The sequence below is a fragment of the Glutamicibacter sp. MOO4 genome (genome assembly GCF_056934395.1).
In genome coordinates this window covers 2072062-2095965 of record NZ_CM167800.1, presented here as the reverse complement: position 1 = coordinate 2095965, position 23904 = coordinate 2072062, and the positions used below count along the sequence as shown (strand labels likewise).

The 23904-nt window shown below is 56.1% G+C and carries 21 protein-coding genes; 10 read left to right on the top strand and 11 right to left on the bottom strand.

Annotation, left to right across the window (positions count from 1 at the left end):
* Positions 1-65: 65 nt before the first annotated feature.
* From AC1Z3F_RS09800 to AC1Z3F_RS09790, 3 genes are all read right to left on the bottom strand, one after another.
* Positions 66-392, bottom strand: a complete 327-nt coding sequence (locus AC1Z3F_RS09800; RefSeq protein WP_131088925.1) for a hypothetical protein — start codon at positions 390-392, stop codon at positions 66-68.
* Between the two features lie 4 nt (positions 393-396).
* The gene (locus AC1Z3F_RS09795; protein WP_131088924.1) at positions 397-777 is read right to left on the bottom strand and encodes a sterol carrier family protein; all 381 of its coding nucleotides are present in this window, start codon (positions 775-777) and stop codon (positions 397-399) included.
* A gap of 79 nt (positions 778-856) precedes the next feature.
* The gene (locus AC1Z3F_RS09790) at positions 857-1819 is read right to left on the bottom strand and encodes an asparaginase (RefSeq protein ID WP_483565628.1); all 963 of its coding nucleotides are present in this window, start codon (positions 1817-1819) and stop codon (positions 857-859) included.
* A gap of 147 nt (positions 1820-1966) precedes the next feature.
* Here AC1Z3F_RS09790 and purD point away from each other — a divergent pair, with 147 nt between their 5' ends.
* Positions 1967-3253, top strand: a complete 1287-nt coding sequence (purD, locus tag AC1Z3F_RS09785; RefSeq protein ID WP_131088922.1) for a phosphoribosylamine--glycine ligase — start codon at positions 1967-1969, stop codon at positions 3251-3253.
* 14 nt (positions 3254-3267) lie between these two features.
* Positions 3268-4173 carry a phosphoribosylaminoimidazolesuccinocarboxamide synthase gene (locus AC1Z3F_RS09780; protein WP_131088921.1) on the top strand — a complete coding sequence of 302 codons (906 nt, stop codon included), beginning with the start codon at positions 3268-3270 and terminating at the stop codon, positions 4171-4173.
* An 84-nt stretch (positions 4174-4257) separates the two neighbouring features.
* Here the strand turns inward: AC1Z3F_RS09780 and AC1Z3F_RS09775 are convergent, their stop codons facing one another.
* From AC1Z3F_RS09775 to AC1Z3F_RS09760, 4 genes are all read right to left on the bottom strand, one after another.
* A complete protein-coding gene (locus AC1Z3F_RS09775; protein WP_131088920.1) occupies positions 4258-6066 on the bottom strand; it encodes an ABC transporter ATP-binding protein in 1809 nt (602 codons plus the stop codon).
* A complete protein-coding gene (locus AC1Z3F_RS09770) occupies positions 6063-7886 on the bottom strand; it encodes an ABC transporter ATP-binding protein (RefSeq protein ID WP_483565627.1) in 1824 nt (607 codons plus the stop codon). The genes AC1Z3F_RS09775 and AC1Z3F_RS09770 overlap by 4 nt, the downstream gene beginning before the upstream one ends.
* Before the next feature lie 175 nt (positions 7887-8061).
* Positions 8062-9015, bottom strand: coding sequence for a metallophosphoesterase (locus tag AC1Z3F_RS09765; RefSeq protein WP_483565626.1), 954 nt, complete (start codon positions 9013-9015; stop codon positions 8062-8064).
* A 133-nt stretch (positions 9016-9148) separates the two neighbouring features.
* Complete coding sequence (locus tag AC1Z3F_RS09760) at positions 9149-11710, bottom strand: transglycosylase domain-containing protein (RefSeq protein WP_483565625.1); 2562 nt, start codon at positions 11708-11710, stop codon at positions 9149-9151.
* 37 nt (positions 11711-11747) lie between these two features.
* On the opposite strand from AC1Z3F_RS09760, the gene sp36 reads away from it, so the two are divergent.
* The 3 genes from sp36 (at position 11748) to AC1Z3F_RS09745 (ending at position 13388) form a co-directional block, all read left to right on the top strand.
* Entirely contained in the window at positions 11748-11903 is a 156-nt protein-coding gene (gene sp36, locus AC1Z3F_RS09755; RefSeq protein ID WP_165477294.1) for a Sp36 family protein, read from the top strand.
* A gap of 32 nt (positions 11904-11935) precedes the next feature.
* Positions 11936-12412: a RidA family protein gene (locus tag AC1Z3F_RS09750; protein ID WP_131088917.1), complete on the top strand. Its 477-nt coding sequence runs from the start codon at positions 11936-11938 to the stop codon at positions 12410-12412.
* Between the two features lie 61 nt (positions 12413-12473).
* Positions 12474-13388: an NUDIX hydrolase gene (locus AC1Z3F_RS09745; protein ID WP_444614649.1), complete on the top strand. Its 915-nt coding sequence runs from the start codon at positions 12474-12476 to the stop codon at positions 13386-13388.
* 66 nt (positions 13389-13454) lie between these two features.
* Here the strand turns inward: AC1Z3F_RS09745 and AC1Z3F_RS09740 are convergent, their stop codons facing one another.
* Positions 13455-14132, bottom strand: coding sequence for a Crp/Fnr family transcriptional regulator (locus tag AC1Z3F_RS09740; RefSeq protein WP_131088916.1), 678 nt, complete (start codon positions 14130-14132; stop codon positions 13455-13457).
* Positions 14133-14336: 204 nt separating this feature from the next.
* Here AC1Z3F_RS09740 and AC1Z3F_RS09735 point away from each other — a divergent pair, with 204 nt between their 5' ends.
* Positions 14337-15527: a MarP family serine protease gene (locus tag AC1Z3F_RS09735; RefSeq protein WP_262199527.1), complete on the top strand. Its 1191-nt coding sequence runs from the start codon at positions 14337-14339 to the stop codon at positions 15525-15527.
* A gap of 6 nt (positions 15528-15533) precedes the next feature.
* Here the strand turns inward: AC1Z3F_RS09735 and aroQ are convergent, their stop codons facing one another.
* Together aroQ and acs are read right to left on the bottom strand one after the other, a co-directional pair.
* Positions 15534-15986: a type II 3-dehydroquinate dehydratase gene (gene aroQ / locus AC1Z3F_RS09730; RefSeq protein ID WP_262199528.1), complete on the bottom strand. Its 453-nt coding sequence runs from the start codon at positions 15984-15986 to the stop codon at positions 15534-15536.
* A 125-nt stretch (positions 15987-16111) separates the two neighbouring features.
* A complete protein-coding gene (gene acs, locus AC1Z3F_RS09725; protein ID WP_483565624.1) occupies positions 16112-18115 on the bottom strand; it encodes an acetate--CoA ligase in 2004 nt (667 codons plus the stop codon).
* A 175-nt stretch (positions 18116-18290) separates the two neighbouring features.
* Here acs and nth point away from each other — a divergent pair, with 175 nt between their 5' ends.
* Positions 18291-19085, top strand: coding sequence for an endonuclease III (nth, locus tag AC1Z3F_RS09720; protein WP_131088912.1), 795 nt, complete (start codon positions 18291-18293; stop codon positions 19083-19085).
* Positions 19082-19759: an NUDIX hydrolase gene (locus AC1Z3F_RS09715; RefSeq protein ID WP_483565623.1), complete on the top strand. Its 678-nt coding sequence runs from the start codon at positions 19082-19084 to the stop codon at positions 19757-19759. The genes nth and AC1Z3F_RS09715 overlap by 4 nt, the downstream gene beginning before the upstream one ends.
* An 11-nt stretch (positions 19760-19770) precedes the next feature.
* On the opposite strand, the gene AC1Z3F_RS09710 is transcribed toward AC1Z3F_RS09715, so the two are convergent.
* Complete coding sequence (locus AC1Z3F_RS09710) at positions 19771-21420, bottom strand: bifunctional 3'-5' exonuclease/DNA polymerase (RefSeq protein ID WP_483565622.1); 1650 nt, start codon at positions 21418-21420, stop codon at positions 19771-19773.
* An 87-nt stretch (positions 21421-21507) separates the two neighbouring features.
* On the opposite strand from AC1Z3F_RS09710, the gene AC1Z3F_RS09705 reads away from it, so the two are divergent.
* Positions 21508-22629, top strand: coding sequence for a CpaE-like family protein (locus tag AC1Z3F_RS09705; RefSeq protein WP_483565621.1), 1122 nt, complete (start codon positions 21508-21510; stop codon positions 22627-22629).
* Entirely contained in the window at positions 22626-23876 is a 1251-nt protein-coding gene (locus AC1Z3F_RS09700; protein ID WP_483565620.1) for a TadA family conjugal transfer-associated ATPase, read from the top strand. Before AC1Z3F_RS09705 ends, AC1Z3F_RS09700 begins: the two co-directional genes overlap by 4 nt.
* The last annotated feature ends 28 nt before the right edge of the window (positions 23877-23904 follow it).

The window sequence follows — 23904 nt, the reverse complement described above, 5'->3', positions numbered from 1 at the left end:
TTTGTGTGTGGTTGGTGGCGGCCAGGTGCGCGGCCGCCCGCTCTTCAGTGGAAGGGAAAAGCTGCCTAGCCTTGTTGTCCCCTGGAGTCAGTGTCCTCGGCCAGAGGAACTGCCAGATGCTTAGTGGATTTTTTTGACGTGAAGCGATCAATGATCACGTACACCAATGCTCCGATACCTGCACCGAGTCCAGCACCGAACATCGCGAAGAATCCGGAGGCTGAAGCGCGGGTGTACTCCTGCGAAGGTTCGCCGAGCAAACCTGTGACCAGACCGATTAGCGCACCAAGTACGACAAAGGTCAAGATGAATGGCCAGAATTTGGGCGCCGAGTGAATTTGCACTTCGACACTTTGCTCTGCAGATCTCGGGGTAGCGGGGTGTTGCTCCATACCCTTAAGGGTACTCAATAAGTGGTAGGTGCGCGGACAAGTCTGCCCTAAGTCCAGAGGCGTGCAACTGGCCAGTTTGCTGTGCTTCACTCCAATACGTTCGCCCGGTAGCTAACAAAAGCCAGAGTTCAGCAGGCATTTCGACTACATTGGGCGGTGTTCCACGGGTGTGCCTGGGCCCTGCTATGCACTGAGTCACACCGAAGGGTGGTACGCGTACTTCAACGGAATTTCCCTCGGCACGAGAGGCTAATTCTTCCAGCAGGTAGCGAACCGCCATAGCGAGGACAGGACGGGATATTTTTGCTTGTCCTGGCTCGGTTTGAGCCCACTCGCGCACTGCCGAGCGTCCAGCGGTTTCATCAACGCGACGCTTGATTGCCATGACCTATCTCATCTCTTTGTTTCGATGACGTAAAACTGTCATATTTGCCGGGGGAGTCGTCCCGGGTGGAAGTTGATCACTAAAAATCGGTCCCAGCTAACTGTAGATCAGCTGCTTGGGCACCAACTGTGGTGGCCGGCGGCTGAAGTTGCTGGTGCAATTTGCGATAGCTATTTTCATCGATGGCCGAGAACTTGTGCAGTAATGACAGAGCCAACAGATCGGTTCCTCGCGAAGAGCCATCAAGCATTTTTATCGCCACGGTGACCCCGTTGGGAGCGGTCATGGCCAGCACTCCTTCGGCACCTAACTTAGCGATGACACCAGCGTGTTTGATGACTTCGGTATTTGCTTGTCCTTCGCCCCTCACCGCCCAGGGATGGTGGAGCATGGCAGTAACGGCTCGTTGAGCATCTGGATCTGAAGTAGCGAGCAAGTGATGGAAACCGCGGGCCAGACTGAGCAGGGACATTTGCACTGCTGGGGCGCCGCAGCCATCTACGCCGGTGCGTGCCACCGGGCCGCAGAACTCTTCAAAGACACGGTGAGCTGTTTGCTGCACAGGATGGGCCGGATCCAAGTACGTGTCGGTGTCAGCGCCTAGGGACTTGGCTGCATTCAGGAACCCTGCATGTTTTCCCGAACAGTTGAACGTCAAGCGCGACTTGGGCAGATGCTCAATGGTCATCTGCGTGCGAGTCGCTGAATCTACGGGCCACGCTTCGGGGCACTGCAAATCATCGGTACTCAGTCCAGCTGATTCCAAAATCTGTAAGGCAAGCTGCTGATGCGCAAAGCTGCCCACGTGGCTAGCGCAGGTCAGAGCTACCTGTTCCTCAGTTAGTTGTGCACCGCAGCGCAAGGAAGCGATTGCTTGGAAGGGCTTGAGTGCAGATCGCGGAAAGATCAGCGCCTCTGGGTTACCGAGAGCCAGCAATGAGGATCCGTTTTCTCCGAGCACCACGGCTACACCGTAGTGTCTAGATTCCACCGCGCCATTACGTCGCACCTGCACCAGCTGCGCACAATCGGAAATATCCACTGATCCATCCATCTGCCCAGTTTATTCGCGAACTGTGCGCACCAATGCTCAACGGCGTGCAGCAGGGTGATCCTGCGTCCAAATTCAGAGGATCTGGGGAAGTCATAGACAGCATCAGCTCCCAACTTCTCCGGTAAACTCGGCGGGGTGAAGGTACTGGTTATTGGCCCAGGTGGCCGCGAGCATGCAATTGTCCGAGCACTCAGTGCAGACCCCTACGTCAAAGAAGTTCATTGTGCACCCGGTAATGCCGGTATCGCACAGGACGTCACCACCCATCAGATCGATGCACAAGATCCAGCATCAGTGTTGGCGCTGGCCCGCGAGCTAGCTAGCGATCTGGTCGTTGTTGGACCCGAAGCGCCATTGGCAGCAGGCGTTTCCGACGCACTCATTGAGGCGGGAATCCCGGTCTTCGGCCCAACCAAAGCCGCAGCCCAGCTGGAGGCTTCCAAAGCATTCGCCAAGAACGTGATGGCCGCGGCTGAAGTTCCAACCGCGATGGCTCATGTGGCGACCAACCGTGAGGAAGCCGCCAACGCATTAGATGACTTCGGCGCACCTTACGTGGTCAAGGATGATGGACTAGCCGCAGGCAAGGGTGTTGTTGTCACCTCTGACCGTGATGAGGCCCTTGAGCACGCTGAAGCCTGCTTCGCAGCCGGCGGCACTGTAGTCATTGAAGAATTCCTTGATGGCCCAGAAGTTTCACTTTTTGTTATTTGCGATGGCAAGCATGCCGTTCCACTGTCGCCAGCCCAAGATTTTAAGCGCATCTTCGATAATGACGAAGGCCCAAATACCGGTGGCATGGGTGCCTACTCACCACTTGAGTGGCTTCCAGAGAACTTCGTCAACGAGGTTATGGACCGAGTCGCTTACCCAACTCTGCGTGAGATGGAAAAGCGTGGCACTGCCTTTACCGGTGTGCTCTACTGCGGTTTGGCGCTGACCAAGCGTGGTATTCGAGTCATTGAATTTAATGCTCGTTTTGGTGACCCTGAAACTCAGGCGGTGCTTGCACGCCTCAAGACTCCACTTGGTGGCATTTTGTTGGCCGCCGCCAAGGGTCAGCTTGATGATGATGAGCAGTTGAACTGGTCGTCCAAGACCGCAGTAGACGTAGTTATCGCGGCAGAGAATTACCCTGACACCCCGGTGAAGGGTGCGGTAATTTCCGGCCTTGACGCTGCCAACGCACTGGAAAACGTGCATGTGATGCATGCCGGAACCTCCGCGGATGCCCAAGGCAATGTCATTGTTGCTGGCGGACGTGTGCTGGCAGTGGTTGGTCTAGGCGATGACCTGAGCGCTGCTCGCAAGGCTGCCTACGCAGGCGTTGCACAGATCAGCTGGAACGGTGCCCAGTCACGCACCGACATTGCATTGAAGGCCGAACGCGGCGAAATCGTCGTAGCGAAGCAAAGCAAGTAAGGGACTAGGCAGTTATGGCAGGATTGAAGACCGAAGTTCTTGACCTTGAAGGTTGGGACCATTTCTACTCGGGCAAGGTACGCGACTTGTACGTGCCAGCCGGTGTGAGCTTCGAGGACACCGACCGCGTGCTGGTCGTTGCTTCGGACCGCATCAGCGCCTACGATTTTGTACTTTCCAGCGAGATCCCAGACAAGGGCAAAGTGCTGACTCAGCTAAGCCTTTGGTGGTTTGAACAGCTCAGCGACTTCGCCAACCACGTGATCTCCACCGATGTTCCAGAAGCTGTGGCCGGACGAGCCATGGTCTGCAAGAAGCTGGAAATGTACCCGATCGAGTGCATCGCTCGCGGTTACCTCACCGGTTCAGGGCTAGCTGAGTACAAGGTCTCCAAGACCGTATGCAGCCTGCCATTGCCTGATGGCTTGGTTGACGGTTCACGTTTGACCCCTGCACTGTTCACTCCATCGGCTAAAGCTGAGGTGGGGGAGCACGACGAGAACATCACTTACGAGCAGACCGTTGAGCGCGTTGGCAACGACGTGGCTGAGGCACTGCGTGAGAAGACTGTTGCGTTGTACGAACAGGCCGAACAGATCGCCCGTGGCCGTGGCATCATCTTGGCTGACACCAAGGTTGAGTTTGGGGCTGACGCAGCTACCGGTGAAGTTACTTTGGGTGATGAGGTGCTCACCCCGGATTCATCACGCTTCTGGGACGCAGAGGCCTATCAGCCAGGTCAGGCGCAGCCGAGCTTTGATAAGCAGTTTGTCCGCGACTGGCTGACCAGCGACGCATCGGGTTGGGACAAGAACTCTGACCAGGAGCCACCACAGCTCCCAGAAGAGATTATTGAGAAGACTCGCGCTCGGTACATTGAAGCCTATGAGCGTCTAACTGGCCTAAGGTTCAGCGCCTAGGCTAGTTGCACTCCACGATAAAACCCCTGTCGATCCGGAATGATATTCCGGGCCGGCAGGGGTTTATTCGTCGGTCGGCGGACCTTAGACCAATGAGTCTTTCCATGCCTTGTGTAAGGCGGCGAAACGTCCCTGACTGGCAATGAGCTCCTGTGGTGTACCGTCCTCGGTGATCTTTCCATCGTGAACTACCAACACCCGGTCAGCGATCTGCACAGTGGAGAGCCGGTGCGCAATGATCAGCGCCGTACGGTTACCCAGCAACGTCTGCAATCCGCGCTGTACAGCTCGCTCTGAAGGAATATCCAAGGAGCTGGTGGCTTCATCAAGTATCAACACTGCAGGATCTGCCAAGAACGCTCGTGCAAAGGAGATCAGCTGGCGCTGGCCAGCGGAGACACGGCCGCCGCGTTTGTTCACGTCGGTGTCATAACCTTCGGGCAGATCCATGATGAACTCGTGAGCTCCAACTGCGCGGGCCGCCGACTCAATATCTTCAAGGGACGCGCCAGGGCGTCCCAGGGCAATGTTCTCGGCAACGGATCCCGAGAAGAGGAACGCTTCCTGAGTCACCATCACTACGTGCTGACGTAACTCTTTGTTGGACAGTTCATTGATCGGAACCGAATCCAGTGCCAACGTTCCGGAGCGAAGATCATAGAAGCGGGCGATGAGCTTGGCCAACGTCGATTTTCCTGCACCGGTCTGACCCACCACAGCGACCGTTTGACCGGCAGGGATGTGCAGATCAAATTTGTCCATGATGATCGGTCCATTGCCATAACCAAATACCGCGTCCTTGAACTGAAGATCTCCGGCCACTGTGGTGATGGACTGAGGCTGCGCAGGTTCACGCACCGTTGGTTCTTCTTCAAGCAGACCCGAGACCTTCTCCAACGCCGCTGTTGCTGACTGCAGAGACGAGTAGAACATCGCAATCTGTTCTACAGGCTGAAAGAGCCGTTTTGAGGCCAAGAGGATCGCCACCATGGCACCGACGGCCATGGTCCCTGAGATGATTCGGAATCCACCGTAGGCTAAGAGAGCGGCCACAGTGAGGTTGCCAATGAGCACCAGTCCGGGCTGCAAAACACCAAACAGGTTGAAGGAGCGGACCGAATTATCCCGGTACTTTTCCGCAATTTCTTGGTAGTTCTCGTCGTTGGCCCGTTCTCGGCGGAAAGCTTTCACAGCGCGAATGCCGGTCATCGTTTCGACAAAGGTGGAAATCACCTTGGCTGAAACGACGCGGGATTCGCGGTACAGAACTTCAGAGCGGCGCTGGTACCAGAAGAACAAGATGGTCACTGGAATCGCGGCAACACAGACTACTAATCCACTGCGCCAGTCGAGGAAGAAAATCGAAATCAGCGTGAAGATAACAAAGACGCAGGAGGAAGCCAGCTCGGAGACTCCCTGATCAAGCAGCTCTCGCAGAGTTTCCAAGTCTGAAGTCTGTCGGGAGATGATGCGACCGGAGGTGTAGTTCTCGTGAAACTCAAGGCTCAGGCGCTGGGTATGACGGAACACTTGCTGTCGCAGATCCAAGAGCATAGCCTGCGAAATTTTTGCTGCAGAGTTGATGTACCAAGAAAGCAAAAAGCCACTGAGGATCGCGCAGATAATGTAGCCGGCGCCGGTAAGGCCCAAGGCTGACCAGTTGCCCTCACGTACTTGAGGTAGCGTCCAGTCGATAGCAAAGGCAATGATTACCGGCAGCAGAACGCGTGCTGCATTGGAGAGCAACACCAAAACTACGGTGAGGATAAAAAGCTTTTTCTGCGGCAAAGCCAGTGCCCCGAGCAATCGGAAGGACCGCTGGCGTACTACCTTACGATCAGCAGCGTTGAGTTTGATGGCGTCCTCGTTGGCGACGCCTTGTGTCTGGCTCATCGGGAGGCTCCCTCAATTGCTGATTGTTCTTCATCATCCAAACTGGCAATGACAAATCTGTAGTGTTCATTGGTGCTCAGCAGGTGGGTGTGACTGCCCACCGCGTCGATTCGTCCATCGCGCAGCAACGCCACTCGGTCTGCGAGCATCACCGTTGATGGTCGGTGAGCCACGATGAGCGTGGTGGTTCCGGCGAGAACTTCTCGAAGTTTCTCGGTCACCAGTTCTTCTGTCTTCACATCCAAAGCGGACAGCGGATCATCAAGGACCAGTACGCTCGGACGGGCCGCAATGGCACGTGCTAGCGCGATGCGCTGACGCTGGCCGCCGGAGAGCGAAAGCCCCTCTTCACCGATGAGAGTATCTACGCCGACAGGCAGGTCATAGGTGAAGTGCGCTTGGGCTACGTCTAGTGCTTCGCTCAGCAGTGCTTCGCGTTGTTCTTCGTTTAGTTGTTCTGGGGCACCGAGCAGGACGTTCTCTCGAATGGTGTTTGAGAACAATGTGGTGTCTTCAAAAGCCACGGCAATTTCGGTGCGTAGCTGATCTAATTCCCAGTCCTTGACGTTCTGTCCATGGATGAGCACTTCCCCGGCCGTTGCATCGTGCAGACGGGGGATCAAGTTCAATAAGGTGGATTTGCCTGAACCGGTGATTCCCACCAAGGCCATCGTTTCGCCAGGACGAATGTCTAGATCAATGTCGGCAAGGATCGGGCGGCGTGTTCCGGCTACATCTGGGTAGGCAAAACGAACGTGACGTAGCTGCACGCTTCCGTCTCGCGTTTCAGGGACGGTTGGGTTGGCCACAGAGACAATGTCATTGGTCGAGTCCATGACCTCAAAATGCCGGTCCAGTGCAGTCTTGGTACTCAAGGTCATGCCCAAGAGCATTCCCATGCCTTCTACCGGGCCAGCGATCACTGCGGCGATGGCGAAGTAGGCAACCAGCGCGCCGACACTGAGCGTTCCATTGGCGACTTGAGCGATACCAATGAACAGGCCAATGCCCAAGATGGTTTCTGGCACCGCGACCACAGTAAGCAAGAAACTAGCCAAGGTCTTAGCTTTGGCAATTTCGGTTTCTTGGAGGGATTTGGCTTGAGTATTAAATCCTTCGTAGATGTGTGGACCGCGTCCAAAAGCCTTGATGACACGAATACCGTGCACCGATTCTTCCACGGCGGTGGCAAGGTCTCCGGCTTGGTCCTGACTGAGCCGGCTGGCCGCACGGTATTCATTGCGGAAGCGGTAAGCCTTGATGGCAATGGGAATAGAGCCAAGCAAGTACAGCAACCCCAAGATCCACGAGTGAGTGAACATCAGAATGAGTCCGGTGATCACAGTGACGGTCTCAACGACCAGCATCATTGCGCCGAAGGCCAGCCAACGGCGCAACAGCGACAGATCCGACATGGAGCGGGAGAGTAGCTGGCCGGAGCCCCAGCGCTCGTGGAAGGCAACAGGCAGCCGTTGAAGGTGCTTGTAGAAACGAATGCGCATCTGGGTTTCAAGCCCGGCGGCGGGATTGAGCACAAACTGGCGGCGCAGGAAAATCAGTAGCGCTTCAACAAATCCGAGGGCGGCAATGATGGCAACGGAAATCCAGACTTCGGAGGTGGCACCATCACGGTGAAAAACAGAGTTCACCAGCCACGCCAACACCTGAGGGATGGCTAGGGCAACAATTCCGGCACCGAGCGCACAAAGGAATCCGCAGAAAAGCCGAGGAAGAATCGGCTTAACAAACGGGTACAATCTCTTCAACGTTGCCGAGAGCGGAACTGGATCTTTGGTCTCGACCTTTTGTGCTTGCGCCACGGTACCCCGTATTCATCCAGAAATTCGACAGAGCTTCAGCTTACAGTCACTGGTTGGGAGAATTCAATCAATTTCTGAATTTGAGAAAGAAACGCTTCACATCGGAAATGAGGAGATCCCGGGACTTCGCCAGCTAGGGCGAAAATACCGGGACCTCAAGAACAATATTTAGTGTTTAGCTACGTGCCTTCAACGTCACGAGAATTGCTTCAGGTGGGCAAGCAAAGCGGATCGGGGCGAAGCGTGAGGTGCCCAAACCGGCCGAGACATTTAGCGGAACCGTGTTGCCTGCGTACTCCCAGTCGCTCAGGCCGCGAGCTCGCCAGGTTGGCAGATCGCAGTTTGAGACCAAAGCGCCGTAGCCAGGGATGCAGACTTGGCCACCGTGTGTATGCCCAGCGAAAATAACGTCTGCCTTTGCTTCGGTGAACTGATCTAAGACTCGCTGGTATGGGGCGTGAGTCAGTGCGATACGCACGTGCGGAGCCTGGTCGCTCGTGGATGAGCCACGGGTCCATCCGGCGAAGTGGTCCCGGTTGATGTGCGGATCATCAACCCCGGTCAGATCCAGACGCAGTCCGTTCAATACCGTCGAGTGGGAGCGGTTGGACATGTTGCTCCAACCGGCTGCACCAAATGCGCGGTGCATTTCTTCAAAAGGCAGCTGGTCCTTTGGTGACGGGTTAGGGGAGCCCTCGGAGCTGGAGAAGTATTTAAAAGGATTCTTCAGCTTGGGCGCGTAGTAGCAATTGGAGCCAGGAACAAAGGCTCCCGGGAACGCCATCAGCGGTTCCAATGCCTTGAGCAAAGATGGAACACCCTTGCGGTGGCTGAGGTTATCGCCGGTATTCACCACAAAGTCTGGCTTCAGGTCGGCGAGTTCACGGATCCACTGAATTTTGGTCTCTTGGCCCGGAACCATGTGAATGTCGGACAGGTGCAGGACCTTGATGTCGGCAGCACCTCTAGGCAGAACATTCAGGGTCTCACGGCGTAGTCCAAACTTCTGGGTCTCCAGCATGCCGTAGCCAATCAAGGCGGTGCCGAGAGCCAACGCTCCACCGGCCGCCAAAGCTGTTGTACCCGCTGCGTGGCGCAGCGTGGCGCCAAATGTATTGTGTTCAACCATGACTTTTCTGCCATCGTCCTTTCATGCCCGGGGGCTACTTCTCATGAAGTCCGCTATTGCCAATCTAAACCGAAAGGCCGCGTTCAACCAAAGTTGAACGCGGCCTTTGCTTGGCAGCTAGCTATTATTCGGACTAATCAGTGGACTTCGGCGGCTTAGGTTTAGACGACTGTGCCGCCTTCTTCCTTGCCTCTTCAGCCTTCTTCTTAGCTTCGGCTGCTGCCTTCTTCTTAGCTTCGGCGGCTGCCTTCTTCTTGGCAGCTTCAGCCTTTGCCTTAGCCTCGGCAGCGTCCTTCTTAGCTTCAGCCTTCTTCTTGGCGTCGTCGGCTTTCTTCTTAGCCTCGTCTGCCTTCTTCTTGGCTGCAGCATCCTTCTTAGCTTCGGCCCGATCCTCGGCAGCTTCCTTAGCATCAGCGGCACGCTGTCGAGCTTCAGCTTCTGCTCGTTGCTGGGCAGCAGCTCGCTTCTGTGCTTCGGCGGCAGCCCGAGCCCTAGCAGCGGCAGCCGCTGCAGCAGCGTCCTGCTTCTCGCCTTCGGTTTTTGCGCTTTCCGGAGTGGAAGGGATTACAGGTGCTGGACGTTTGCCCGGCTTACCAAAGCCCTTGCGCTCGTACTGAAGGACTGCATCCTTCATGAAATCGACCCACAACGGTGCAGCGTAGGTGGAGGAGTCAACCATTTCAGGTGCTTGCTTATCATTGATGATTGCGCCGTGCAGCGAATTCTGCTCAGTGGCAGCCTTGCCGTCCAGACGGCCTACCCACGTAGCGGTCGAGATGCCGGTGGTGAAACCAACAAACCAGGTCGAGGTGGCGTAGTTGTTAGTACCGGTCTTACCAGCGATTGGTCCCTCGACAACACCCTTAGAAACACGCTTGGTAGCGATCTTCTTCAGAGTCTTATCAAGATCGGCAACATAGGTTGGATCAACCTCTTGTGAGCAAGATTCGCCAGCGACCTTGTACTCGTTGTCAGCTGAATCGGTCACGCCGGTGATGGCGCGTGGCTTGCAGTACTCGCCCTTGTTGGCGAAGGTAGCAAATGCTGCTGCCTGCGACAGTGGGGTGATGTTGGCTGAACCAATGATGAACGATGGGTTAGCTGGGCTGATTGGACCTGGCTGACCATTATCAGCATCCTGATCCAAGACGCCAAGGCGCTTGGTGTAGTCAGCGATGGTGCACAAGTCGGTTCGGTAGGCTTCCTGAACGGTCGCAGTGTTAATGGACCAGTACAAGCCGGTATCAACGCTCATCGGGCGGTAGAAGCCCTTTGAAGCGTTCTTTGGCTCCCACTTGGTGCCCACGGTAGCGGTGCTGCCAGGCAGGCAGGAAGCGCGGAACTTCGTGCCAGGTTGGAAGACCTGCTTCTTTGCATTGATGGTGTCGTTCATGCGGTTACCCTCAGTGAGCCAACCCAAGGTGGTGTAAGGCTTCATGGTGGAACCACCCTGGAAACCACCGGCACCACCCTTGGAGCGCTCAACTGCGAAGTTGTAGTACGTGCTCGAGCCGGTATCTTCCTTCTCTGGACCGTACTCGGTGTTCTGAGCCATGGTCAGAATGTTGCCGGTGCCAGGCTGGACCGAAACTACTGAAGAGTGAATGTCCTTGTTGGACTTGGCGTTCGGATCGATCGCCTCGCGAGCGTCGTTGGCAGCCTTTTCGTTCAGCTTGCTGTTCAGCGTGGTCTTGATGGTCAAGCCACCACGGTAGAGCAGACCTTCACGGTCTTCCTTGGTCTTACCGTAAGCTTCATCGCTCAAGATCAGGTTGGTGACATAGTCACAGAAGTAAGCGTTGTCCTTGGCCGAGGAGCAACCCGAAGGGGAAACACTTGGCTTGAGTTCGAGATCAGACTTCACAGCCTCGTTGTACTCTTTTTCGGTGATGACGCCGGTGCGGTACATGTTGCCCAGTACCTTGTTACGGCGGTCAAGCGAACGCTCAGGGTTGTTGATTGGGTTGTAAACGTTGGGCAGCTGAACCATGCCGGCAAGCATGGCTGACTGCTGAACGTTTAGGTCCTTGGCATCAACCGAGTAGAAACGGTGCGCTGCGGCCTGGATGCCGTACTCGCGACCCGAGAAGAGCACCAAGTTCAGGTAGCCTTCAAGGATTTCGTCTTTAGACATTTCCTTTTCAATAGCTACCGCATACTTCAGCTCGCGGATCTTCGCGGCGTAATCCTTCTGACCAGAAATGGTCGACTCTTCCGAGCCGGTGAGCTCCTGATTGTTCACCAGCAGGTTGTTTACATACTGCTGGGTGAGCGTGGAAGCACCGGAACGGGACGATGAGGTAAGGTTGCCGATCACCGCGCGGGCGATACCGCGAGGGTCGACACCCTTGTGCTCGTAGAAGCGCTCATCTTCCACCGACACGATTGCCTTCTGCATGTGTGTGGAGATGTCATCAAGTTTCACCGGTTCGCGGTTCTGCTGATAGAAGGACGCAATGGTCTTTCCGTCCGCGTCCAAGATCTTTGAAGGCTCCGAAATTGGGAGCTTCTCAAAGGTGCTTGGAAGTGCACTGATGACGCTGTTACCGGTGGTCAAACCGGTTTTCGCGATAGCTGCTACGGGTACGAGCATACCTGCTGCGAGCACACCACACAGGGCGCTGATTCCGAAGAACGCAACGACTTTCCCTAACGTGGTGGCGGTATCAAAAAAGGGGGACTTCTTGGCTGCCATACCTATTAGTTTACAAGGACGCGATAACGTATCCAGTATGACTAAATGGGAATACGCTACTTTGCCACTCTTGATCCACGCTACGAAGCAGATTTTGGACCAGTGGGGAGACGATGGCTGGGAGCTGGTAACTGTTGTTCCAGGTCCCAACGGCTCCTCGCCAGTCGCCTACCTGAAGCGCGAAAAAGAATAATAAATTAACACTTCCTAAAGGAGACAAAGCCCATGCAAGAAGCCACTTCTTCGCGTGTCGAAGCACGCCTAGCTGAACTCGGCCACACGCTGCCAGGCGTAGCGAAACCAGTTGCCGCGTACCTGCCGGCAGTAACTACCGGCAACTACGTGTACACCTCGGGTCAGCTTCCACTGATTAATGGTGAACTCTCAGTTGTTGGAAAGGTTGGGGCGGAAGTTTCAGCTGAAGAAGCGAAGGCCCAGGCGCAGGTAGCTGCGCTGAACGCTTTGGCTGCCATCAAGGCTGAGATCGGTGACCTAGATCGCATTAAACGAATCGTGAAGGTTGTCGGCTTCGTGTCGTCAGATCCTTCGTTCACCGGACAGCCTGGCGTCATCAACGGAGCCTCCGAATTCTTCGGTGCGGTCCTGGGAGATGCCGGCCTGCATTCACGTTCGGCCGTTGGTGTCGCCGTACTGCCGCTGGATGCGCCAGTCGAGGTTGAGGTCATCGCTGAATTTGAGTAGTTCATTTCAGTCGCCAGCTGCGCGGACTTCAAGGGCTTTTCCTTGTGGCCCGCGCAGCGGCATGGTGCGCCGAATCTTTGATGTGCCTCCGCACCAGATCCCTACTGCCGAAAATTGGTTTGCCTTCGGCTCTCGCACACCTCGAAGTCCGCGCCGCGCATCCTCTGTTGCGCTGGTGCACGATTGCGCGAACGGTGTGGAAACTTACCTGACCTATCGGCCAGGCGGCTCACCGTTGGGCAACGTAGCCTTTCCTGGCGGTAGCCACGAGGCCAGTGACCGAGCAACCTACCAATGGTTCGGCCCAAGTCTTTCTCAGTGGTCCAAGCGCATGGACGTGCTGGATCAGCAATTAGTGCAGGCCTATATTGTCTGTGCCATCCGTGAGCTGTTCGAAGAGACCGGCATCTTACTAGCCGGCACCGATGAACAGTCCATTGTCGAGATGACCGACCCTGATGACTGGATGAGCGCTCGGGAAGCCATTGCGGTTCAGGACTTATCCTTTGATGAATTTCTTCGCCGTCGCGGACTGGGACTACGCACCGATTTGTTGCGCCCGGTCTCGCACTGGCTCAGCCCAAACTTTGCGCTGCGCAGATTTGATACCTGGTACTTCGCGGCTACCGTTCCCACTCGCCAAGAACCGACGTTGCTTCGTGGCAAAGGAAAATGGGCCCGCTGGAATGTTGCCAAACAAGTTCTCGCCGGCCGCGAGAGCGCCGCGTTGGGAGACCTTGTAGGCCAGCCCAACACCGTAGGGCTCAATCTTTCGCAGATTAGTTACCCCGCAGTGGAGCTGATCCTTGAGGCCATGTCGGATGCCAACGGAGTTGTGGCCTACCTTTCGCGGTCCAGGGCCCTGGACCTAAAACACCCAGACTTGCTGGTGCGCGATGGAATCCACTATCTGGAAGTGCTCGGCTCAATGAGCGCTGAGTCATCGCGACCTTGGCAGGCTCTGGCCGGTCACTAAAGAACTAGAGTTAAACACAAAGGCCGAATATCCATGACGGATATTCGGCCTTTGTACTAAGTGCGTTTAGCGTGAACGCTGACGCAGACGCTGGATGTCTAGAATCACGACAGCGCGTGCTTCTAGGCGGAGCCAGCCGCGCTGTACAAATTCAGCCAATGCCTTGTTTACGGTTTCACGCGATGCGCCAACCAGCTGAGCGAGCTCTTCCTGGGTTAGCTCGTGAGCTACCAGGATGCCGTCAGTTGCTGGGCGTCCGAAGCGATCAGCCAAATCCAACAGAGCCTTGGCAACACGGCCAGGAACGTCGGAGAAGACTAGGTCCGCTAGGGACTCGTTGGTGCGACGCAAGCGAGCAGCCAGAGCCTGCAGCAATTGGATCGAGACCTCAGGGGAGTTCAGGATCGCCTTGCGCATGTTCTCGTGGCTTAGACCTGCAAGTCGGGTTTCCGACACAGCAGTCGCCGTAGCGTTGCGTGGGTGTGGATCGAATAGGGCCATTTCGCCAAACAGTTCGCCTGGGCCAAGAACAGCAATCAGGTTTTCGCGACCATCCGAAGAGGTGCGACCCAGCTTAATCTTGCCCGAAACGATGAAGTACAGACGGTCGCCTTGATCGCCTTCACGGAACACCGATGCACCGCGAGACAGATCAACCTCGGTCAATTCTTCGGTCAACGCGGTAAATACTTCATCACCAAGCGACGCAAACAGTGGCGCGCGACGCAGTACCTCGATATCCATTAAATCTCCTGTCAACAGTAGTAGGCGCTTACTTCATTGTGCCGTATTCAGTAACAATGTGACAGTTTCCACACGTGGTTTTACCAAGAAAATGTTGAACGTCACGCTCATCAGGTCAAAACTCGCGGATATGCTCGCAGAAATCCATCAGCTTCTAAGGGTACCTTGGGTTAATACAAAGTAAATGAACGCATTGGAGTCTTGGTGCTCGGAATTTTCAGCTGGCTCGACATAGTCATCTGTGCAGTTTTACTGATCTTTTTCATCATCGGACTCCGCCGAGGTTTTCTTCTAACCGTCGGTGACATGGTGGGCCTCATTCTTGGAGGTGTTGCCGCGTTCTTTGCCATCCCCTTGGTTTCAACCTTTGCCACTAATCCGTGGTGGCGTGTTGGGCTGATGGTCGCCACCGCAGCGGTGCTGATCATCCTTGGCCAAGCTCTAGGCAGGGTTATCGCCACACGCATTCGGCACTGGATGAATGTCGATTTTTTGCGTTCAGCTGATCGCTTTGCCGGCGGTGTGCTTTCCGTGGTCATTAGCGCCACGATCATTGGTGGTCTGGCGTTTTCCACCTCCAGCATGGGCATTCCGCAGTTATCCATGGAGATTGGTAAGTCAGGGATGATTACCGCTATCCGCTCGGCGACTCCGCAGTTTGTGAACTCAGCAATTTCCAGCGCACGTTCTAAAGTGATCGCTGAAACCTTGCCGGCCTTCCTGGATCCGTTTGCACCGCAGGTTGATCAGCCGGTGGACCACAATTGGCAGGCCACTGACTTGCAGCGCGCCGCTTCCGAATCAGCTGCCAAAGTCTCGGGCACCGCAGTTCAATGTGGTGTGAACCTAACCGGCTCCGGGTTTGTCGTGGCACCAGAAATGGTCATGACAAATGCTCACGTGGTCGCAGGCTTGGGCTCAGCAACAGTAGAAACCGGTCGTAATGAAGTTCACCGCGGAAACGTCGTTTACTTTGATCCTGAGACCGATATTGCTTTGCTTTATGTCGAAGGTTTACAGACCCCGGCCATCGACTTGGCACCTGATGAGCTCACTCGCGGCGACGCCGCAGCCTTCATCGGCTACCCAGCCGGTGGTCCGCAGCAAATCCGCAGTGCCGTCATCGCTTCCCGAGCCAACGTGTCTATCGCGAATATATACGGTGAAGATCCAGGACGAATCTCTGTCTACCAGCTCAGCGCCCAAGTAGCTCAGGGTAATTCTGGCGGACCTCTGCTAGACGAAGAAGGCGAAGCCGTTGGCCTGATCTTCGCTAAGTCACGCAGCGATGATCAGGTCGGCTTCGCACTGAGTCTGGACGAAATGGAAAACGCGATGGAGCTTGGCGGCTCGAATCGAACCTCAGTGAGCACCGGGGACTGCATCGCCAACTAGCCTTGTTTACTTGCTCAGGAGGTGCACCAGTTGCTCAACGGCCAGCTTGTAACCATTAACGCCGGCTCCCACAATGATCGAGCTTGCTACCGGTGAGATGTAAGAGTTGTGGCGGAATGCCTCACGCTGATGCACGTTGGAAATGTGCACCTCGATGGTTGGAAGCTCCACACCGCTGAGTGCGTCGGCAATGGCTACCGAGGTGTGGGTGAAGGCGCCAGGATTCATGACGATACCGGCGGCAGTGCTGCGTGCTTCGTGGATCGCATCGATGAGTACACCCTCATGGTTGGACTGCAAGGTGCGCAATTCATATCCGTGGGCCGCCGCGGTGTCGCGGGCCAGCTGTTCAACGTCAGCCAAGGTGTCGTGTCCGTAAATCTTGGGTTCGCGAGTACCGAGCAAGTTCAGGTTTGGTCCGTTGAGTAGCAAGATGGTGCGCGATGCGTTGTCAGTCATGGACTCAAATCTATTACATCCTCACGCATTCGTTGCCCAACCTTTATTGATGAACGAGAAAACGCCACCGCCGTGGAGAACAATGTTGTTGTTCTCCACGGCGGTGGCGTCGAAATATTTCTGGATTACTTACCCATGGACTGGGCGATCTGACTCATGACGGTGGAATCCGAGAGAGTTGTTGCATCGCCAACTTCACGACCTTCGGCCACGTCCTTGAGCAGACGGCGCATGATCTTGCCTGAACGTGTCTTAGGTAGTTCAGGAACCACCAACACGTGCTTCGGCTTGGCGATCGGTCCAATGTCCTTACCAACGTGGTTGCGCAAGGTAGCCACAACGTCTTCACCTTCAGCAGGCTCGGTTTGCAAGATGACAAAGGCAACTACAGCTTCACCGGTTGTGTCATCCTTAGCGCCAACAACAGCTGCCTCAGCCACATATGGGTGGGCAACCAAGGAAGACTCGATCTCGGTGGTGGACAGGCGATGTCCGGACACGTTCATCACGTCATCCACGCGGCCGAGCAACCAGATGTCACCGTCTTCATCCTTCTTAGCGCCGTCGCCGGCAAAGTACATGTTCTCGAAGCGGGACCAGTAGGTCTCCTTGTAGCGGTCCATGTCGCCCCAGATGCCACGCAGCATCGATGGCCACGGTTCGCGGATGACCAAGAAGCCACCCTCGCCATCGCCGACCGATTCACCGGCTTCATCAACTACATCAATGCTGATACCTGGCACCGCTACTTGAGCCGAACCTGGCTTGGTATTGGTGACGCCGGGCAGGGGAGCGATCATGTGGGCGCCGGTTTCGGTCTGCCACCAGGTGTCCACGATCGGCGTTGGGTTTTCTTTGAGTTCACCGTTTTTGCCGTTGTTGGTGCCGATGACCTCGCGGTACCACATCCAAGCTTCTGGGTTGATTGGTTCACCAACCGAGCCCAGCACCCGCAGCGAAGACAGATCAAATCCATCGGGAATGGAACGACCCCACTTCATGAAGGTACGGATAGCGGTTGGCGCGGTGTAAAGAATGGAGACCCCATACTTTTCCACCAGTTCCCACCAGCGACCCTGGTGCGGAGTGTCCGGGGTGCCTTCATACATCAGCTGGGTGGCACCATTGATCAGCGGCGCATAGGTGACATAGGAGTGACCGGTGATCCAGCCAATGTCCGCGGTGCACCAGTACACGTCAGTTTCTGGATGCAGGTCGAAGGTATCGCGGTGAGTGACCGCACCCTGGGTGAGGAATCCGCCCGTGGTGTGCACGATGCCCTTTGGCTTGCCGGTGGTGCCCGAGGTGTAAAGCACAAACAGTGGGTGCTCGGAATCGTGTGGCACCGCGGCGTGCTCGGTGGAGGCCTCGTCGACAACTTCGTGCCACCACTTATCCAGTGGGCCAAACTCCACTGGTTCGCCGTTGCGCTTAACGACCAAGACGTTCTGCACGGTGTGGCCCGGAGCAGTCAGTGCACCGTCCACGGCAGGCTTCAGTGGGGAAGGCTTGCCACGGCGCCAGGTGCCGTCGGCGGTGACAACCAATTTTGCGTCCGCGTCATCGATGCGGCTGCGTAGCGCGTCGGCGGAGAATCCACCGAAGACCACTGAGTGGATTGCGCCGATGCGTGCGCAGGCGAGCATGGTGATGACCGCTTCAGGGATCATCGGCAGGTACACGGCAACACGGTCACCCTTGGCAACACCCAAGGATTCAAATGCGTTGGCAGCCTTTTTGACCTCTTCGGTCAGCTGGGCGTAGGTGTAGGTGCGGGTGTCGCCCGGTTCGCCTTCAAAGTAGATGGCCACACGATCGCCCAGACCGTTTTCGACGTGACGGTCCAGTGCGTTGTATGCCGCGTTGAGCTTGCCCCCGACAAACCACTTGGAAACCGGTGCTTCACTCCAGTCCAAGGTCTGCGTGAAATCGGTGTCCCAGGTAAGTACCTTGCGCGCCTGATCAGCCCAATATTGCAGGCGGTCAGCGTTGGCCGCCTCATAGCTGGCCGAGGTGGCTACGGCTTGGTCACTGAACTCTTTGCTCGGAGCAAAGGCACGGTCTTCGTGTGACAGGTTGTCTAGGGTTTTTGAATCGCTCACGGGCTTCGTTTCCTTCCGTGTAAACATAAATATTCTCTGTGATCAAAGTTACATCCTTATAAGGCTTTGGAGGAGAATTGTGTTCTCGAACAGGGAGAAAGAGTGTGATTTCTGCGCTCAACGGTCAGCTCACAGCGATGAACAGCAACTAACCACGGTGTCCCACAGTGAAAACACGGCCCGCACATGACACGATCTATCCGTGGCGAAAAAACCAAAATTGGAAACTGAACTGGGGCTCAAGCGTCGAGCGCGCAAAATTAATCGGGTGCTGGCGCAGACCTATCCCTATGCGGTCCCGGAACTCGACTTTGAAAACCCCTTCGAGTTGTTGGTGGCGACGGTGCTCTCAGCGCAAACCACCGACGTGCGGGTCAACGCGATCACCCCGGCGCTCTTTGCACGTTTCCCGGATGCGCTGGCAATGAGCCAAGCGGAGCGAAGCGAGATCGAAGCGCTGATTAGGTCCACCGGGTTCTTCCGGGCAAAAACCGATTCCTTACTGGGGCTTTCCGCGGCACTGGTCGAGCGCCACAGCGGACAGGTTCCACCCAAGCTCGAAGAACTCATCAAGCTTCCCGGAGTCGGACGTAAGACCGCCAACGTGGTGCTAGGCAATGCCTTTGGCGTGCCTGGAATTACCGTTGATACCCACTTTGGTCGTTTGGCCAACCGCTTTGGGTGGAGTGACGAAACCGATCCAGTCAAGCTGGAACAAGCGGTAGGAGCACTCTTCGAAAAGCGGGACTGGACCATGCTCAGCCACCGCGTAGTTTTCCACGGTCGGCGCATCTGTCACGCTCGCAAACCCGCCTGCGGAGTATGCCCGGTGGCGTCCTTGTGCCCCTCGTATGGAATCGGCGAGGAAATACCCGCCAAGGCTAAACAGTTGCTTAAGTATGAGCTCGCACCGGGGCGCGAAGACCTGCTGGCAAAGATGCAGGCAGGCGCCACTCGCCGGCAGCTGCGGGAGCAAGGATATGGATTGGACGCATGAGCGCACGTAGTGAACTGAAGCAGGTTATTGCCAAGATTCAAGCCAAGGTTGGTGCGGCCCAGAAGCTGCCCAAGGAATGGATTGAACTTGATCTTGGCGCCGGGCCTGCCCGCAAAGCAGCGGTGCTAATTCTTTTTGGCGCCACCGGTGATGGTTCTTTAGCGCAGAACACGAGCGCTAGGGATCTGGATCTGCTTTTTGTTGAGCGGGCCACCACCTTACGCAAACATGCTGGACAGATTGCCTTCCCAGGCGGTGGCATTGATCCTGAAGATTCGGGCGCCACTGATGCAGCTTTACGCGAAGCGTGGGAAGAGACAGGGGTAGATACTAGCGGCATTGAAGTGTTGGGAAACCTTGCAGAGACCGAACTGCCGGTCTCAAACTTCTTAGTCACGCCGGTGATCGGTTGGTGGCATGCCGAGTCCAAAGTTCACGCAGTAGATCCTGGCGAGAGCGCTGGTGTTTTCCGTGCACCGGTCGCCGAATTACTGGATCCAAAAAATCGGCTGACTGGCGTGGTTCAGCGCGGAGGACAGAAATTCAGCTCACCGGCCTTCCAGTTTGGTGAACGGATCATCTGGGGCTTCACCGCTATCGTCTTGGACCGACTGTTCACAGACCTGGGCTGGACCAAAAACTGGGATACCCGGCGCGAACTACAAATGAACTAGCGGCTCAACCTTTATTTGGCTTCCCCGTAGTTGGCATTAATGGCCACGCTGACCGGGAAGTATGGTGAAGCAGCTCCGAACAGGGTACGCCCTGCGAGCATCGCAGCGTGCCGGACCAACTCCTGCAGCTGATCAGCCATTTCAATCGGGCATTCAAAAACGATCTCATCGTGAACAAAAAATACTTGTTTGCACACTGAATCCCAGCCGGCGGTGTGGATCAGATGACGGGCATGACCCATCCACACCAGCGCCCATTCGGCCGCGGTGGCTTGCACTACGAAGTTTCGGGTAAATCGGCCCCGGGAGCGAGCAGCTGCGTCGGCTGCACGTTGTGAACCCTCATCAGCGGTATCTCGTTGCGCCCGCATCCACGCATTATCGGCCGGTGGGCAACCACGGCCCAAGAAGCTGCGCACACCTTGGCCCTGTTCGCCGGCTTGGGCAGCCTGCTCAACAAATTTCATGGCGGTAGGAAAACTGCGGGTCAACGCCGCACCCACGGTGCCCGAAGCACCGCCGCCGCCACCATAAATGACCGAGAGCATCCCCAATTTGGCTTCTTGGCGGGTGGAGACCAACTTGGCATCAAGCAACCATTGGTACAGGTCATCTTGCTGCCCAGCCTTTTGCAACTGTTGATCGTTGGAGATCGCCGCCAAAATACGTGGTTCCAGTTGCCGGCCATCAGCCACCACAAAGGTCCGGCCCGCAGTGGTTCGAACGACCTGGCGGATAGCGTGGGGAAGCTGCAAAGCTCCGCCACCTGAAGCAGCCCAGCGCCCCGAAGCCACAGTGCCAAGAACATAATGTGGATGGAAGCGAGAGTTTTTCACCCACTGATCCAGCCACGCGTCCCCATGGCTGCTGGCGAGTCGAGCCAGTCTTTTGTATTCCAAAACCTGGCTCATCAACGGGTGATTGATCTGCTCAAGTTCCCAAGCCCGCACCGAACGCACCGCAAATCCAGCCTTGTGCAATGCGCGCAAGAGTTCTTGCGGGGAGTCAGGATTGAGCTCCGGGGTGTTCAGGGCAGAAGCCAACTCCTGAGCCTTGGCCGCGAGCTTTGGCGGGCGCGAATAGTCGGGGACCCGTTCGCCTAACTGTTCACGCAATAGTGCACGGTGTTCGGACTCATCCCATGAAAGCCCTGCTGCTTCCATCTCGCAGGCAATCAGCGCACCCACCGACTCAGCGTGAACTAGTAGTTCAAGGCGTCGTCGGGCACTAGGATCAGCTGGCATCGCTTGGCGTTGCTGGGTGTAGAGCGCGATGAGATCTTCCAAAGACTCACCGGAGGAAGGAGCGGCAAAGAGCGCGTCCTGATTAAAGCGGTCGGAGGAAGAAGGCGGACGTTCAAGATCAAAATCGGGGATAACTTCAGAAGCTAGGGGAGTGCGGTGCATGATGCGCTGCGCCAAGGAAAGGATGTACGCCTTAGCCAGATACACCCCGGCGGCCACCAAAGGTGTCATCCACGGATCGGTGCGCAGCATGGCCCAGCGCGGTTGAAGCTCGGCCTCGGTAGTAGCAATAACGCTGACAAAGTCTTCACGAGTGACCGCGGTGGTTGGCTTGAGTGAGACTCCGGTTTCGGACTCACGGATTTCAATCAGGGCGTAGCCTTCAGGATCGGAAGCAATAAAGGCGATGGCACTCATAGCTCCATTGTGCCGTGCCAGCATCAGATATCCCCAGTTGGCTCCGGGGCTTGTACGTACTTCTTTGCCTGATGCCACGCTCGAAGCATGAAATGGCTAACTGACACCACAGTGGGACCCCAGTCTCAACGAACTGATCGCTTTGTGATCACCCAGCTTGATAACCCGGTGGGAACACCTGCCCCTGAACCCAGCCAGCTGCCTGACATCAATAGGGGCAACGAACCGGTGTGCACCATCGTGAGCAACGATCCGAAAATTATTGAGATCTGTGCGGCCATCGCCGTCGGTGCGGCCGTGCGCATCATTCAATGTACGGAACCTGCATCGCTATCTCTGGGGATCGCGGGCCCGGTGCTCTGGGGTAGTGATATGGCGATAGTTGCCGGCCACCAGAATTATCCGGTTGATGTTTTGGTGGGGCTAGAACCTGATGCATCCCATCTGTGGGCGCTAGCAAGCCGCATTCCCAAAGCCCGCGTTGCGCTGTTGCCCTCGGCCGGTCAATGGCTCGGAGAGTATCTAGGCTTGTGGGCCATGCGCGCCGGTCACGGCCACACCTTGGCTGTTTCCGCCACAGCTGGGGGACTGGGAACAACCACGCTGGCCATGTTATTGGCTCACGCTGGAACACTGAGCGGATTACGTAGCGTTTTGATTGATTTAGACCCACATTCACAAAGCCTGTGGCCATGTATTACCACCAGAGCGCCAGTAGGGGTTGGGTGGGAAGAATTGGTGAAGTCCGGCGGAGCACTCGCTGCCCACCAGCTTGCAGAGACGCTGCCAAAACTACGCGAGACTTCGGTACTCACCTGGTCACAGGCTAATGAACACGAAGTATTGGAAGAACAACTACTCATCAGACTTCTCGCCGCAGCGCGCCAAGGGTTCGACTTTGTGGTGCTAGATACCGGCCGGGCGGTTCATCCTCAGCAAGAGATCATCAACCAATTTCTAGACCGCCACGTGTTTGCTGCCAACAACACCACCATTCCCAAAACGGGGGAAACGGTGCTGTGCGGTGAGTCGCGTTTGCGCAGATCTACAGAAGATCACGCGCAGATACTCGGATCGTTCCCCCTCAATAGCAGGATCATCAAAGCCACTGGGCGCGGGGAACTACTTGATTGCTTCAAATCCCGCACCTTGCGACAAGGACTAGCGGATTTTTGCTTGATCCCACAAGTTCAGGAGCAACGCTCATGAGTTCAGGACGCCACAGCAAAGACGGCATCATGGTGGCCACCGGCCATGTGTTGGATGCAAAAATCCTTGAATCAGTACGCGAAAGGGCGCTGCTCTCCGGTGGACAACTTGATGCCATCGCGTTGGCCGGTGCAGTTCATGATTCGGGAGCAGCCTTGGGTGCACAAGGTGCAGCGCAGTCTTTGGAAATTCTGCAACACGAAGTTGCCGGACTGTCGATTCTTGAACCATTCGCGCGCATCCCGGATGTCACCGACGTTTTAGTAGACGGACAAGGCCAGGTATGGACGGATTCCCCACGAGGCTTAGAGCTCACCGATTTTAGCTTCTCTTCAGCTGAACAAGTCCGTGAGCTTGCAGTTCACTTAGCTACCTTGGCTGGGCGGAGACTAGATTCGGCCAGTCCGTTTATGGACATGAGCCTGAAAAACTATCGCGTTCATGCAGTGCTTCCACCTATCGCTGCCGCGGGACCGCTGATTTCAATCCGTGTAAAACACAGCACACAGCTGGGGCTGACCGAAGTGCTGCAACATTCTCTGGGCTTCTGGGATCCGCTCTTGCGTGCCATCGCCACCCAACAAATGAACTTCTTGGTCACCGGAGGAACAGGTAGCGGAAAGACCACCTTGCTTCAGGCAATGCTGGCCGAGGTAGGAGCACAACAACGCCTAATCATAGTTGAGGACTCTCAAGAGCTGCAGGTGAATCATCCCCACGCAGTCTCCCTACAAACTAGGGCAGCCAACGTGGAATCGGCCGGACTGGTAGAACTCAAAGATCTGGTCATCCAAGCACTGCGAATGCGTCCAGACAGATTGATCGTAGGGGAGTGCCGCGGCGAAGAAATCAGAGACTTCCTCGCAGCAATGAATACCGGACATCAAGGAGCCGCTGGCACCCTGCACGCAAATAATCCAGAGTCGGTTCCTGCCCGCTTGGCAGCACTGGGAGCCCTGGCTGGGTGGAGCGTTCAGGCAACCTCACTTCAAGCGTCCAGTGCATTGGACCTGATCATCCATCTCAGCCGAGGAGAGCACGGACGCCGTGGACCAGTGGCACTAGGAACTCTAGAAACCGATGAGTCAGGACGCATGTTCATGCACACCCTGATTGATCTGCACAGCACCGACCCCATGCCAGAAAAGGCTCGGGCGGTGCTGGAGAAAAAGTTCGGAGCTAAGCTCATGTTCAAGATCTGCGCGGACTTGAATCAGTCCATGGCTGTAGGGCAACGGCCATGCTGATCCTTATCTGTTGCGCCATGGCGCTGGC

Excerpts from the sequence above, each read along its gene's own strand:
- AC1Z3F_RS09800 (WP_131088925.1), bottom strand. The coding sequence starts at position 392 with ATGGAGCAACACCCCGCTACCCCGAGATCTGCAGAGCAAAGTGTCGAA.
- AC1Z3F_RS09795 (WP_131088924.1), bottom strand. The coding sequence starts at position 777 with ATGGCAATCAAGCGTCGCGTTGATGAAACCGCTGGACGCTCGGCAGTG.
- AC1Z3F_RS09780 (WP_131088921.1), top strand. The coding sequence starts at position 3,268 with ATGGCAGGATTGAAGACCGAAGTTCTTGACCTTGAAGGTTGGGACCAT.
- AC1Z3F_RS09775 (WP_131088920.1), bottom strand. The coding sequence starts at position 6,066 with ATGAGCCAGACACAAGGCGTCGCCAACGAGGACGCCATCAAACTCAAC.
- AC1Z3F_RS09765 (WP_483565626.1), bottom strand. The coding sequence starts at position 9,015 with ATGGTTGAACACAATACATTTGGCGCCACGCTGCGCCACGCAGCGGGT.
- AC1Z3F_RS09760 (WP_483565625.1), bottom strand. The coding sequence starts at position 11,710 with ATGGCAGCCAAGAAGTCCCCCTTTTTTGATACCGCCACCACGTTAGGG.
- sp36 (WP_165477294.1), top strand. The coding sequence starts at position 11,748 with ATGACTAAATGGGAATACGCTACTTTGCCACTCTTGATCCACGCTACG.
- AC1Z3F_RS09750 (WP_131088917.1), top strand. The coding sequence starts at position 11,936 with ATGCAAGAAGCCACTTCTTCGCGTGTCGAAGCACGCCTAGCTGAACTC.
- AC1Z3F_RS09745 (WP_444614649.1), top strand. The coding sequence starts at position 12,474 with ATGGTGCGCCGAATCTTTGATGTGCCTCCGCACCAGATCCCTACTGCC.
- AC1Z3F_RS09740 (WP_131088916.1), bottom strand. The coding sequence starts at position 14,132 with ATGGATATCGAGGTACTGCGTCGCGCGCCACTGTTTGCGTCGCTTGGT.
- aroQ (WP_262199528.1), bottom strand. The coding sequence starts at position 15,986 with ATGACTGACAACGCATCGCGCACCATCTTGCTACTCAACGGACCAAAC.
- acs (WP_483565624.1), bottom strand. The coding sequence starts at position 18,115 with ATGTTTACACGGAAGGAAACGAAGCCCGTGAGCGATTCAAAAACCCTA.
- AC1Z3F_RS09715 (WP_483565623.1), top strand. The coding sequence starts at position 19,082 with ATGAGCGCACGTAGTGAACTGAAGCAGGTTATTGCCAAGATTCAAGCC.
- AC1Z3F_RS09710 (WP_483565622.1), bottom strand. The coding sequence starts at position 21,420 with ATGAGTGCCATCGCCTTTATTGCTTCCGATCCTGAAGGCTACGCCCTG.
- AC1Z3F_RS09705 (WP_483565621.1), top strand. The coding sequence starts at position 21,508 with ATGAAATGGCTAACTGACACCACAGTGGGACCCCAGTCTCAACGAACT.
- AC1Z3F_RS09700 (WP_483565620.1), top strand. The coding sequence starts at position 22,626 with ATGAGTTCAGGACGCCACAGCAAAGACGGCATCATGGTGGCCACCGGC.